A 13,158-nucleotide genomic window follows, 5' to 3' on the forward strand; every position below is an offset into this window, starting at 1 on the left:
ATGATTGAGATATTTAATCTTCAAAAAGTATACGGAACTCAAATGGCTCTTTCCGTTGACAATCTTAAAATAGCCAAAAATGACTTTGTTGGTTTAGTAGGCAACAATGGAGCAGGAAAAACAACCATGCTTAGCTTAATACTCGACTTAATTGAACCTACAAAAGGATATGTAACATCAAAATTGATAAAAGTTTCAGATTCTGATGAGTGGAAAAGTTATACTGGATCATTTCTAAATGAAGGTTTTCTTATTCCTTTTTTGAGTCCTATTGAATTTTTTGAGTTTATTGGAAGTTTGCACGGAAAAAACAGTGCTGATATTAAAGATTTTCTGGAAGAGAATGAGCAATTTTTCAAGCAAGATGCTTTTTCCGGTAAATATATTCGAGAACTGTCGGCAGGGAATAAAAATAAAATTGGCATTTTAGCTTCATTCCTTTCAAAACCAGAGATACTAATTCTTGATGAACCTTTTTCTAATCTGGATCCAAGTTCTCAATCTTGGTTAAAATCAAAATTAAAAGCACTAAGCAATGAAGGTGTTACAATATTGATTTCAAGCCATGATTTAAAACATGTAACTGAAGTGTGTAATCGAATACTTTTACTTGAAGATGGTCATATTGTTAAAGACACAAATACAAGTAATGAAACATTGATTGAGTTGGAGCAATATTTTGACATCTAAAAATGTCAGTGGTTAACAAGCAATATAACCAATGTCGGGCGCGGTGGTAGCTTGAAAGCGTCTGCCCCGCTCAAAGTTTTGTAACGGTTGACAGGGATGTCGCCCGCATTCCGCCACTGGTCATATTGCAAACCGTTGTACCGCATGCAAAAACCGAAGTGCAATTAACTTGGATTATAGATAAGTGAAAAAGATTCATATAGATAAAAACGGACGTGAATTCATAAAAGAGACTTACTTCGTTGGTGGAAAAATGAAATTCCGAAGAGTTTATGTAATTGATGGCATTCCGGCCGATGAATTTTACGAGAAAAATGCGACTGACTTGGACTTCTATTTGAATGGAGACTATGAGTTAATAAATAGCGCAAAAGATTTTAATAATCATTTCAAAGAGCAAGACAACAAAGAACCTGATTCGGTTGATAATGAAGGTTTAGAAAACCTGCCTTTTTAAAACCTTGACAATCAGAAAGAATAATAATGAAGCATTACCATTTACATAATCGACCAAATAGAGAACTGACTAAAAAATCAGACATTGATAGAATCCTTGAAAAAGGAAAATTTGCTGTGATTTCAATGTGTCGAGAGAATGAACCGTATATCGTCACGCTTAGTTATGGATATGATGCCGAAAATGATACACTTTATTTTCACTGCGCTAAAAATGGTCTCAAGTTGGATTTTTTGAATTCTAACAAAAATGTTTGTGCGACAGTAATTGAGGATAAAGGATATGTAATGGACGAATGCGGACATGAATATGAATCTGTTGTTTTCTGGGGTGATATGCAAATTGTAAAAGATTTGCACGAAAAGAAACATGGTATGAGCATTTTACTTCTTCATTTAGAGGAGAAGGATTCGGTAATCAAAGAAAAGCAGTTGAAATCGGATGACTATTACTCAAAAATGGAAATTTTGAAACTTAGAGTTAGACAGATTCACGGAAAAGCTGGACGATAATATAATAATGCACGACGGTACAACATGCTGTGATACGGCAGCCGGGGCTCCACAGCATATAGTGGGTTTCGTTCTCGCCCGTCAGTCGCGCTTGGCCTGAAATTTTCGTAACTGGCAGAAATGCCCCGGCCGACCGCATACAGCCGGGCGTTGTAAAGCATTGAAAGAAACCAACGAACTAACATGAAACAAATAATAGGATTAGCAATATTGACTCTTTTATTTTCAAGTTGTTCTAATATGATTTTAGGAAAATATAGGATGAGTATTATGCCACCATATTTAGACTATACATTTGGAATTAATAGATTCACACATTATGTAAATGGAGATGTTTATGGAGAATTTGGAAAAGGAACATATTCAATAGAAAATGATACTTTGACATTGAATTTTATCGATTTGAAAAACAATGAGACAATTGTTTCTATTCGGGTTGATTCTGCAAAACAAGATAAGTTTCATTACAATTTTAGGATAGTTGATAAGGATTCAAAAGACACCTTTATTGGGGCGAATGTAGTCATATATAATAGTAAAGATTCCATTATAAATGAAGGAATGACAAATTATGATGGAGAACTTGTTTTGACAGGAGAACAACGAGCAGACAAAATAATAGTATCATATATTGGATACGATGAAATAACAATAACGGATAAATTTGGATATACTAATACTATATATATTGAATGGAATAGTGATTGGTTAAGGAAAATTGGAGAATCAACAAAAAAATATCAGGTATTAGAAAAAAACAGAAATATAATAAGATTGAGAAACTTAAATAATGATACTATAAGTTTGATTCGAAAGAGATTAAGTAAAAAATTAGATAAAGGAAAAATAACAAGAGAGAAATTTATAAAAAAGATTGAATAACAACGCTTTACAACACACAATATAAAACAGTTGGGGTTCAGTGGTTTGCAAGGGTTTGGTTCTCGCGCCAGCATTTTCCTCGGTGGATACAGACGCAGCCCGAAAACCCAACCGTTTCATATTGTCAAACGTTGTAAGTAATGCCGAAAAACCCAGAAACCGAATGAAAAAAACAATATTTGAAATTACAAAAATGGATTGTCCTTCAGAGGAAAACCTAATCCGAATGAAATTGGACGGAATTTCAAGTATTGTGAATTTGGACTTTGATATTCCGAACCGAAAATTGACAGTCTTTCACAGCGGAGAAACCGAACAAATCGAAAAGTCCGTTATTGAACTAAATTTAGGCGGGAAAAAAATCTCAACCGACCTAACCGACCAAACGGAATTTAAAGAAAATGCAAACCAAAAAAAGTTACTTTGGTCTGTACTTGCCATAAATTTCGCCTTTTTCATAATCGAAATGACAACGGGAATAATCTCAAAATCAATGGGACTTGTTGCCGACAGTTTAGATATGCTTGCGGACAGTTTCGTATACGGAATTAGCTTGTTTGCGGTTGGCGGAACGTTGATTAAGAAAAAGCGGATTGCCAAACTTGCTGGATATTTTCAAATTACACTTGCAATTATCGGATTTGTGGAAGTTTTAAGAAGGTTTTTCGGAGACGAGAAACTACCCGATTTTTCGACAATGATTATCGTTTCGATTTTTGCACTTATCGCAAATGGAATTTGTCTTTACATTTTGCAAAAGTCAAAAAGCAAAGAAGAGGCACATATGAAAGCAAGTATGATTTTCACCTCGAATGACGTGATTATCAATTTAGGAGTTATAATCGCTGGACTTTTGGTAAATTGGTTGAGTTCGAGTAAACCTGATTTGATTATTGGAACAATCGTTTTTATTTTGGTAATTCAAGGGGCGTTTCGGATTTTGAAATTAAGTAAGTGAATGGAAAAAGCACTACTTACAACAATGTATATAAAAAATAGGCGAAACAGTAATAAAATCAAGGCTTTTGGCTCGTATCAAACTTTGTGCTTAACCGAAAGTTTCGTGCTTCGTAATCGCCTACTTTTCATATACTAAACGTTGTAAGTAATGCCGAAAAACCCAGAAACCGAATGAAAAAAACAATATTTGAAATTACAAAAATGGATTGTCCTTCAGAGGAAAACCTAATCCGAATGAAATTGGACGGAATTTCAAGTATTGTGAATTTGGACTTTGATATTCCGAACCGAAAATTGACAGTCTTTCACAGCGGAGAAACCGAACAAATCGAAAAGTCCGTTATTGAACTAAATTTAGGCGGGAAAAAAATCTCAACCGACCTAACCGACCAAACGGAATTTAAAGAAAATGCAAACCAAAAAAAGTTACTTTGGTCTGTACTTGCCATAAATTTCGCCTTTTTCATAATCGAAATGACAACGGGAATAATCTCAAAATCAATGGGACTTGTTGCCGACAGTTTAGATATGCTTGCGGACAGTTTCGTATACGGAATTAGCTTGTTTGCGGTTGGCGGAACGTTGATTAAGAAAAAGCGGATTGCCAAACTTGCTGGATATTTTCAAATTACACTTGCAATTATCGGATTTGTGGAAGTTTTAAGAAGGTTTTTCGGAGACGAGAAACTACCCGATTTTTCGACAATGATTATCGTTTCGATTTTTGCACTTATCGCAAATGGAATTTGTCTTTACATTTTGCAAAAGTCAAAAAGCAAAGAAGAGGCACATATGAAAGCAAGTATGATTTTCACCTCGAATGACGTGATTATCAATTTAGGAGTTATAATCGCTGGACTTTTGGTAAATTGGTTGAGTTCGAGTAAACCTGATTTGATTATTGGAACAATCGTTTTTATTTTGGTAATTCAAGGGGCGTTTCGGATTTTGAAATTAAGTAAGTGAATGGAAAAAGCACTACTTACAACAATGTATATAAAAAATAGGCGAAACAGTAATAAAATCAAGGCTTTTGGCTCGTATCAAACTTTGTGCTTAACCGAAAGTTTCGTGCTTCGTAATCGCCTACTTTTCATATACTAAACGTTGCCAGCAATTTAAAAGAACCCTCAACATACAATAACAATGATAGAGCAATTTTTAAAATTTATTGAAACAGCAAAAGAAGACCTAAATATTCACAGACAGATTTCATTCGAAATTGGCTGTAGTGACACTACTTTAGAAATCATAGACAAGACTATCGCATTATCAACAATTTTAGTGAATAAGGTTAAAAACGGCGATTTTAAGATTAACTATATTAACCAATTTCAATCTCATCTTACTAATATAATTAACACTTTACCTTTTAGGGGGAATAAAGATGCAAACTTTGTTAATCAGCAAAATCCTCAATGGAAAAGCCAAATTAAGTTGCAGATTGACAATAATACAGCAAACATCATAAATCACTATCATCAACTTGAATTTAATCTTGACTTTTTCGAAAAAATAGGATTTTTCAATAGTAATGTGGTAGCAATCGGTGCAAACGGTAGTGGAAAAACTACTCTCTCAAATAAGTTCAAAACATACTTGCAAAATAATGGAGTGGTAATATCAGCTCAACGAATTCTGTTAGTACCAAGCTTTAATGCAATTGCTAATCCATCTCAGACTGCAAATGAACTAAAACAGGCACAATTACGAGATAAATCAAATAAAAACGATAGAGAATTTGGTCACCTTCAACAGGAATTTTCTATTGTTCTAAAGAATCTGCTTGCTGAAAATATCGCAGCTGGTAATATGTACCGAAAAAAGTCAATAGAGTTATTTCAAACAGGGAAACAAATTGAAGAACCAAGTCTTACTAACTTAGATAAGACATTTGAAATATGGAATTCTCTAATTGAGCATAGAAAAATTGATTGTCAAGATGGAATAAACATAACAGCAATATCTGATGATGGTCGCTCATATCCTGCAATTCAAATGAGCGATGGGGAGAAAGTGATGTTATACCTTATTGGACAAGTCTTACAGGCTCCATTAAATGGATTTATCGTAATTGATGAACCAGAAATGTATCTACACAAAACAATCTTAAAAAAATTATGGGATAGCTTAGAAAAAGAAAGGCAGGATTGTCTATTCATTTATCTCACTCACGACTTGGACTTTGCAACAAGTAGAGCAACAGCAAAAAAGATATGGATAAAATCCTTTACTCACCCCGATAAGTGGGAAATTGAGGACATTCCTACAGATGAAATTCCAGAAACATTACTATTTGAGTTGCTTGGTAGTAGAAAGAATATATTGTTTTGTGAAGGGCAAAAGGGAAGCATTGATGAAAGAGTATTTTCAATCCTATTTCCTGAACTAACAATTATGCCAGTTGGGAGCTGTTTTGATGTAATAAATCATACAAAAGCATTTAATAAACTGACAACAGTTAATACAACAGCAATTGGATTAATAGATTCAGACCATCATGATACATCCCGTTTAGCCAGTTTAAAAGATGAAAAAATATATAACTTCTCAATATCTGAAGTTGAAAATCTATTTTTGGATGAGAAGTTTCTTAAAAAAATGGCATCTCAATTACTGGTCGACATTGCTGAAATTGAAAAAGTAAAAAATGATGTTATTGAAGAGCTTGATAAGCTCAAAGTTATTCAGACATCAAATTATGTAAGCACTAAGATTAATTACTATTTCAAAGATTCTCACGTTTCAAAGGGAAATAGCTTAGACCAAGTAGAAACAAATTTTCAAACATTTTCAGATAAGATAGAAATTACTGAATGGTATGGTACACGTATTACTGAATTGGAAAATATTGTAGCAAATAAGGACTATAAAAAGACTATTTCTGTTTTTAACAACAAAGGATTAAAAAGTATTGCGATGAAATATCTCAAAATTTCGGACTTTACTGAACGTTCGATAAAATTGTTATTATCTGATATTGATGCTCAAGAAATTTTAATTGATTATTTCCCAAATGAAGTAAAAACTGCTGGCAACACGCGGTATAGTTAATTGCCGGTCCAGTGCGTATTTGAGCGGCACAGCTCGTCTCAAAAGTAGTTGTAACTTGATAGAGCAGTGCTTCGAAATCGGCAACTAACCATACCGCCAAACGTTGCCAACCATTTAAAAAAAACTACAGTACTAATATGAAACAGATTTTAATAATGGGATTGATATTCATATCCCAGCTTGGATTTTCACAGATAAAGGAATTAAATCCGACATCAACAAGACAATTAGATTTGAGTGTTGCAGGGGAAAAAGAATTCAATGACAATCTTGAAGCCTGCAAAAAGATTTGGGATAAAATGTCAAATGGTGTAAAATATGACGATTTATCACAGCAAGAAAAAGACGCTCTTTCTAAAGTTGATGAAACTATGGAAGACTACTGGGATATTATCGGAGGAGGTTGCAGTTGGTATTGTGGAGGAGGCCCGAAAGAGGTTACTGCATCTAGTTATTTAAAATCACAAGGAGAAAATAATTACGAACCTAAAAATGCACATGATTTAAACTATAAAAATGTTTGGGTTGAGGGTGTTGACGGTTATGGTATTGGAGAATACCTTTTATATACATTTAGCGGAACTTCCCCAAGAATAAATGAAATAATTGTTGTAAATGGATATGTAAAAAGTAAAACGGCTTGGGAGAACAACTCACGAGTTAAAAAACTGAAAGTTTACATTGATGACAAACCATATGCAATACTGAACCTTAAAGATATTCGAGGTTCACAGAGTTTTAAGATTGAGCCAATAGGGAATAGCGACAGAAAGAATTGGGATATGCTTAAAACAAAACCTGATTGGACTTTGAAATTTGAAATACTGGATGTTTACAAAGGACTAAAATATGATGACGTTGTAATTTCAGAAATCTATTTTGACGGACTTGATGTTCATTGTTTTGCAAAAGGCACAGAAATCAAATTAGCCGATAACACCATCAAAAGCATTGAAGACTTACAAGTCGGTGATTTGGTTGCTTACATGGATTTTGATACTAAAACTATAAAATCTGCCAAAATTGAGAAAACGGAAAAAGTAATACATCATGGACTTGTAACTTACCGATTTGAAAGCGGATTGACAATAACTTCAACTCAAGACCATCCTTTCAAAATTGACAATAAAGGTTGGGCTTCCCTAAAGCCTGATAAATCAAATCAATACAAAGGATTTGAAAACATTGACAAAATAAAAATTGGTGACTTCTTTATAGCAGAAAACGGAACAGAAAAACTGGTTTCGATTGACTATTTAGAAGGAGAACAAGAAACTTGGACGATTTCAAAACTAAGTTCAGGTGATAATTTTATAGCAAACGGACTTATTGTTGGGGTCGAAGAATTAAACGATTGAACTATAAACGGTTGGCAACATCATGTATAAAATATTGGGGGTTTATGTGTGTATAGGCAACTCCACTCCCCGTAGCAAATTAATTAACGGCAGACAATAACGTCGCTCGCAAGCCCCCAACAATTTCATACATGTGACCGTTAACCACAAACATAAAAAACAGCAGCATATGTACAAATTATTGACACATCAATGGAAAGAGAAAATTCGATCTTCATTTTGGCAAAAGAATATTATACTAAATATTGTACTTGGTATTTTAGGATTGTATCTCATATTAAATTTTATTGCAGTTAGCTTTTTTGCAGATAAAATACTGCTTGATGTATTTAAAGATTGTGATGTAATTGAATCATTTACAAGGTTATTATTCTACTATTTATTATTTGACTTGATTGCGAGGTTTTTCTTTCAACAACTACCAACCATCTCGATTCAACCATATCTTACGCTTCCAATAAAAAAAAACACATTAATACATTATCCAATTATAAAAAGTGTGTTCAGCTTTTTCAATCTATTGGCAATTCTACTTATACTCCCTTTTTTTATCAAGAATATTTATCTAACACAGAGTTTTCAGTTCAGTTTGTTATGGATCGTTACAGTATTATCACTGATTGCTGGAAATAATTTCCTCAATTTTTCCTTAAAGAAATATTTTTCGAGACAAGCTCTAATATCGCTACTATTTCTATCATTTGTTGGACTTTTGATTTATCTCGACATTGCTAAAATCATATCTATATCAGAATATTTTTCAGCAGCTATTTTCTATTTGGTAAATACCACCACTTTTATTTTTGTTCCAGCTTTATTTGCGGTAATATCCTATTATTGGGCCTATACTATATTAAAAAACAACGCTTATATTGAAGATTCTCAAAAATTGACGATAAAAAAAAGTAATGGATTTTCTTTCTTAAATAATTATGGAGAAATAGGTCAACTAATTGGAGTTGAATTGAAAATGATTTTACGAAACAAAAGACCTCGATCACTTTTGTATATAAGTGGATTGTTTGTACTTTATGGTTTCATGTTCTATAAAAACGAGAATTTGGATAATTACATAATATTAAGTTTGTCAGGTCTTTTATTACCTGCAATGTTTTCTACAAACTATGGACAATTCCTATTCTCATGGGAAAGTTCATTTTTTGATAGTTATTTGACAAACAAAATTTCCCATTTCAACTATATAAAGTCGAAACACATATTTTTTTCAATATCAAGTTCAATCGGATTTTTACTTGTTCTGCCATACGCGTTGATTAGTTCAAAAATCGCTTTCATTAATGCCGCTTTCTTATTGTATAATATTGGTATATCGTCAATAATAATGATGTTCTTTTGCACTTTTAATACATCATATATAGATTTAGGTAAAAGTCAATTTATGAACTATCAAGGTACGGGCATAACGCAATTTTTAGTAATTCTACCAATAATAGGAATTCCGCTATTAATCTATTTTCTACATAAAATACTTGGAATTCTTCCCTATTACTATTATTCAATAGCTGTAATAGGATTAATTGGAATAGCATTAAATAAACATATGTTGGAAATGGTTGAAAGCCGTTTTATGAAACGTAGATATAAAATGGCTGTAGGTTTTAGAAAAAAATAAGAAAATTATGATTGAGATATTTAATCTTCAAAAAGTATACGGAACTCAAATGGCTCTTTCCGTTGACAATCTTAAAATAGCCAAAAATGACTTTGTTGGTTTAGTAGGCAACAATGGAGCAGGAAAAACAACCATGCTTAGCTTAATACTCGACTTAATTGAACCTACAAAAGGATATGTAACATCAAAATTGATAAAAGTTTCAGATTCTGATGAGTGGAAAAGTTATACTGGATCATTTCTAAATGAAGGTTTTCTTATTCCTTTTTTGAGTCCTATTGAATTTTTTGAGTTTATTGGAAGTTTGCACGGAAAAAACAGTGCTGATATTAAAGATTTTCTGGAAGAGAATGAGCAATTTTTCAAGCAAGATGCTTTTTCCGGTAAATATATTCGAGAACTGTCGGCAGGGAATAAAAATAAAATTGGCATTTTAGCTTCATTCCTTTCAAAACCAGAGATACTAATTCTTGATGAACCTTTTTCTAATCTGGATCCAAGTTCTCAATCTTGGTTAAAATCAAAATTAAAAGCACTAAGCAATGAAGGTGTTACAATATTGATTTCAAGCCATGATTTAAAACATGTAACTGAAGTGTGTAATCGAATACTTTTACTTGAAGATGGTCATATTGTTAAAGACACAAATACAAGTAATGAAACATTGATTGAGTTGGAGCAATATTTTGACATCTAAAAATGTCAGTGGTTAACAAGCAATATAACCAATGTCGGGCGCGGTGGTAGCTTGAAAGCGTCTGCCCCGCTCAAAGTTTTGTAACGGTTGACAGGGATGTCGCCCGCATTCCGCCACTGGTCATATTGCAAACCGTTGTGTGGCAGCTAGAAAAACGACAGTGCAAATTGACAACGACATAGTTTGACGGATTGACAATTTAACTTAGCAAAAAACGGGAAAGCTGAAAACCGATTTAGAGTAAGCAAGTTTTAAAACAATTAAATGTTATGGCACTTTACAAACTTACAGCACCAAGACAATTTGGAGATATGCCGAAAGGATATACATTTCAAGTTCCTTCTGCTTCAACGCCGACACCAAATGCTCAAGATGTAGAGAAGGAAATTATAAGATTGGGGTTTAACAAACAAGCTCAATCTTACAAAAGTCCTGGAAATTTTAAAGTAGAAAAAATTAGCTAGTTCAATGTTTGACGAAAAATCACGACAAGCGTTAAAGTATTACGTTTATATGTTGCTTGACCCATCAGACAACAAACCTTTCTATGTTGGCAAGGGCATCGACAACAGAGTATTTAATCATTTAGCATGTGCATTAATAGACACAGATACTTCAAATACAAAATATGACAAAATAAGAGAGATTGTTAAAAATGGTCAGACTGTGAAACATATTATCGTCAGACACGGACTTTCAGAAAGTGAAGCGTTTCAAATTGAAGCCTCATTAATTGACACCTTAACTTATTGTGGACTTTTACTCTCAAACATTGTCAATGGACACAACTCTATCGAAAAAGGACTTATGACTTCGGAAGAAATCGTAAGACTTTACAATGCACAACCTCTAAGTAAAATGGGTTCAGACTGCGTGTTGATTAATAAACAGAACCTACAAACGTGGTAACGGAACAAATCCAATTTATCAAGCAACAAAGGAAACTTGGTTGATTAGTGAATGGCGATTGCCCCAAATCAAATATGTTTTGAGTGAATTTAAGGGGCTAATCGTAGAAATATTTGAAGTTAAAAATTGGTATCCAAAGCAACGGTCTAAAAATAAAACTATTGACAAAGAACGAAATATTAAAATTCAAGTTGAGGTAACAGGATATGGCTTTGATGGTATAGTTGCACCCGACGAAATTAGAAACCTATACATAAACAAATCGGTTGCCCACTTGAAACAACGAGGTGCAGCACAGGTAATTAGATATAATTTATAATAAAAAATTGCTATGAGATTTATTACAGGATTACTCTTTATTTTAAACTCATTATTATGGGTTGCAGGTACAATAGGTGGTTTAGCTTTATTTATTGAATCTATTGGCTTTCCCATTTTAATTGGTTTCTTAGGTTATTTAATTGCATGGAAAATAAGCGGCGAGTCTGTTACTTCTGCTTCCGATTATTTCTTCCAGCCTGAATGGAATATTTTTGCAACCAAAATTAAATGGTCGAATAGCACAGGATTAATGACAACTACAGTTGCCTATATTATATTTAGTGTTTTAGGTTGGACTAGTAGTTTATAAAATAGATAATTAATGAAATTTTATCAAAAAATTGAGCAAATCATCAAATCTCAATCTTTTCATTTTAAGCTTGAATCAATATCCGATAATTTTTTCAACTTGAAACAAGAGTTAATAATCAGAAATTATCTTGTAGAAACATTTAACAGTCTGAACGTTACATACAAAGCTTTTGCTGAATTCCCAAGAGAGAATAGCAAAAGATGTGACTTTTCTATAATAGCCCCGAAAAATTTGAATGAAAAGCCTTTTCTAATTGAATTAAAATTTAGTTATCCTAAAGACGCTAACTATTTCAAGAATTACGCATCGACTTTTAAAAGAGATTTTAGTACAAGTCGCCTTTCCTCATTAGGATTGAATACATCAATGTTTGTTTTAATTGTACCTGTTTGGAATAAAAATGATATGCGACAACTTAATAATAAACTCAATATTACACATAACTTAAACATGTATATGGCTGACCAAGATGTTTGGAAAGAAAATGCTCTGCTTATGTTCGACAATCAAGTTAAAGAAGGTCATATTTATTCTACGATTAAGCATACCGTTAATAAACCGATTAAAGTAGAATATCATTTTTCAAATTGACACATAAGGAAAGCATAAATTTCCCATTGAATAGTGAATAGAAAGCCGTCCACACAACATCGTATATAAAACATTTGGCAGTTAGTGGGTTATCGAGCATTTCAGCCCGTATCATAATTAGTTGTAACGAGAAAGGAAAGTGCTTCGAAATGCCAAACGTTTCATATACGCGACCGTTGTGCGTCATACAGAGAAAACCACAAATGGAAAGATTTGAGCTAAACAAATATGCTGTTGATGGAAGTCCTCTTATTATGATTTTCACTGAAGGTACTATCTTTGGGCCAAAACGTTTTATTGACTTTTTTAATGTGAAAAAATACGTGCCAATCAAAAATTGCATTGATAAGATTAAAAAATGGAATAGACAAGGAGCTCAAATCATTTACCTTACTTCGAGAAAAAGTGAAACTTCAGCACAAACCATAAAAGATTTATTGATAAGATATAAATTTGTTGGTGCTTATTTATATTATAGGACTGGTTCAGATAAGTATAAAGATATTGTAGAATCGCTCAAGCCAGATATATTAATTGAGGACAATTGCAGGAGTATAGGTGGTGCTTGGCAGATGTCAATAACATATGTAGACAAGAATATTAAAGAAAATATTAAATCCATAATTATCAAAGAATTTAAGGGTATTGATTATTTACCTGATAATTTGATTGATTTGATGAAATATGAAATAAAATAATGTACGAACGCACAACAAATGGTATAGTGCATGCGGGTTTCAGCGGTTTTCGGGCGTTTGTGGCTCGTAAAAAAAGTTGGTGT

At 32.9% G+C, this 13,158-nt stretch carries 16 protein-coding genes; all 16 read left to right on the forward strand.

The features are described 5' to 3' along the window. The 16 genes from M9189_RS06215 (at position 1) to M9189_RS06290 (ending at position 13,075) form a co-directional block, all read left to right on the forward strand. Positions 1 to 690, forward strand: a complete 690-nt coding sequence (locus M9189_RS06215; RefSeq protein WP_250722682.1) for an ABC transporter ATP-binding protein — start codon at positions 1 to 3, stop codon at positions 688 to 690. Positions 691 to 874: 184 nt separating this feature from the next. Then, positions 875 to 1,147, forward strand: a complete 273-nt coding sequence (locus M9189_RS06220; protein ID WP_088656369.1) for a hypothetical protein — start codon at positions 875 to 877, stop codon at positions 1,145 to 1,147. Between the two features lie 26 nt (positions 1,148 to 1,173). Continuing rightward, the gene (locus tag M9189_RS06225) at positions 1,174 to 1,659 is read left to right on the forward strand and encodes a pyridoxamine 5'-phosphate oxidase family protein (RefSeq protein ID WP_088656370.1); all 486 of its coding nucleotides are present in this window, start codon (positions 1,174 to 1,176) and stop codon (positions 1,657 to 1,659) included. Positions 1,660 to 1,842: 183 nt separating this feature from the next. Then, the gene (locus M9189_RS06230) at positions 1,843 to 2,541 is read left to right on the forward strand and encodes a hypothetical protein (protein WP_250725378.1); all 699 of its coding nucleotides are present in this window, start codon (positions 1,843 to 1,845) and stop codon (positions 2,539 to 2,541) included. Positions 2,542 to 2,704: 163 nt separating this feature from the next. Further along, complete coding sequence (locus tag M9189_RS06235) at positions 2,705 to 3,499, forward strand: cation efflux transmembrane domain-containing protein (protein WP_250725450.1); 795 nt, start codon at positions 2,705 to 2,707, stop codon at positions 3,497 to 3,499. Between the two features lie 173 nt (positions 3,500 to 3,672). Beyond that, the gene (locus M9189_RS06240; protein ID WP_250725450.1) at positions 3,673 to 4,467 is read left to right on the forward strand and encodes a cation efflux transmembrane domain-containing protein; all 795 of its coding nucleotides are present in this window, start codon (positions 3,673 to 3,675) and stop codon (positions 4,465 to 4,467) included. A 180-nt stretch (positions 4,468 to 4,647) separates the two neighbouring features. After that, positions 4,648 to 6,555 carry an AAA family ATPase gene (locus tag M9189_RS06245; RefSeq protein WP_250725453.1) on the forward strand — a complete coding sequence of 636 codons (1,908 nt, stop codon included), beginning with the start codon at positions 4,648 to 4,650 and terminating at the stop codon, positions 6,553 to 6,555. 137 nt (positions 6,556 to 6,692) lie between these two features. After that, complete coding sequence (locus tag M9189_RS06250) at positions 6,693 to 7,913, forward strand: NADase-type glycan-binding domain-containing protein (RefSeq protein ID WP_250725419.1); 1,221 nt, start codon at positions 6,693 to 6,695, stop codon at positions 7,911 to 7,913. A gap of 169 nt (positions 7,914 to 8,082) precedes the next feature. Beyond that, positions 8,083 to 9,546, forward strand: coding sequence for a DUF5687 family protein (locus M9189_RS06255; protein WP_250722680.1), 1,464 nt, complete (start codon positions 8,083 to 8,085; stop codon positions 9,544 to 9,546). Between the two features lie 7 nt (positions 9,547 to 9,553). Then, positions 9,554 to 10,243, forward strand: coding sequence for an ABC transporter ATP-binding protein (locus M9189_RS06260; RefSeq protein ID WP_250722682.1), 690 nt, complete (start codon positions 9,554 to 9,556; stop codon positions 10,241 to 10,243). 269 nt (positions 10,244 to 10,512) lie between these two features. Further along, the gene (locus M9189_RS06265; protein WP_250725455.1) at positions 10,513 to 10,707 is read left to right on the forward strand and encodes a hypothetical protein; all 195 of its coding nucleotides are present in this window, start codon (positions 10,513 to 10,515) and stop codon (positions 10,705 to 10,707) included. Positions 10,708 to 10,711: 4 nt separating this feature from the next. Beyond that, on the forward strand, positions 10,712 to 11,152 hold the full coding sequence (locus M9189_RS06270; protein ID WP_250725457.1) for a GIY-YIG nuclease family protein: 441 nt from the start codon (positions 10,712 to 10,714) through the stop codon (positions 11,150 to 11,152). Between the two features lie 79 nt (positions 11,153 to 11,231). Beyond that, complete coding sequence (locus tag M9189_RS06275) at positions 11,232 to 11,471, forward strand: hypothetical protein (protein ID WP_250725459.1); 240 nt, start codon at positions 11,232 to 11,234, stop codon at positions 11,469 to 11,471. Between the two features lie 12 nt (positions 11,472 to 11,483). After that, entirely contained in the window at positions 11,484 to 11,783 is a 300-nt protein-coding gene (locus M9189_RS06280) for a hypothetical protein (protein WP_250725461.1), read from the forward strand. 12 nt (positions 11,784 to 11,795) lie between these two features. Next, a complete protein-coding gene (locus M9189_RS06285) occupies positions 11,796 to 12,377 on the forward strand; it encodes a hypothetical protein (RefSeq protein WP_250725463.1) in 582 nt (193 codons plus the stop codon). Between the two features lie 203 nt (positions 12,378 to 12,580). After that, the gene (locus M9189_RS06290; protein WP_250725382.1) at positions 12,581 to 13,075 is read left to right on the forward strand and encodes a hypothetical protein; all 495 of its coding nucleotides are present in this window, start codon (positions 12,581 to 12,583) and stop codon (positions 13,073 to 13,075) included. Positions 13,076 to 13,158: the final 83 nt, after the last annotated feature.

Source organism: Xiashengella succiniciproducens, from assembly GCF_023674465.1.
Taxonomy (GTDB): domain Bacteria; phylum Bacteroidota; class Bacteroidia; order Bacteroidales; family Marinilabiliaceae; genus Geofilum; species Geofilum succiniciproducens.